Origin of the sequence: Vibrio sp. 10N.222.46.A1 (genome assembly GCF_041473595.1) — a bacterium.
Classification (GTDB): domain Bacteria; phylum Pseudomonadota; class Gammaproteobacteria; order Enterobacterales; family Vibrionaceae; genus Vibrio; species Vibrio tasmaniensis_A.
In genome coordinates this window covers 1-219 of the sequence record NZ_JBFRSN010001459.1, presented here as the reverse complement: position 1 = coordinate 219, position 219 = coordinate 1, and the positions used below count along the sequence as shown (strand labels likewise).

General features: G+C 47.9%; 1 protein-coding gene. It reads right to left on the bottom strand.

Annotated features, from left to right (window positions below; genetic code table 11):
- Positions 1–219: hypothetical protein (locus AB4496_RS27360; protein ID WP_372133100.1), on the bottom strand; the 219-nt coding region annotated here is incomplete at both ends.

Below are 219 nucleotides of genomic sequence, written 5' to 3'. Positions count from 1 at the left end.
AATAATCAAACCCGGATCGAATGAGATCAGTTGGCCCATGCGTTTGATGTTGGCTAGACCCTCATCAACGTCCATGTGGCTGCGCCATTGCAACAGGTAGTAGTGTTGCGCTTGGTGGAACCCATTACTCAGCTTGTAACCATTTAGGGCGAAGGTGGAGTTGCTCTCACCATCGTCTATTAAGGTTACTTCACCATCAACGACTACACTGAGGTTATC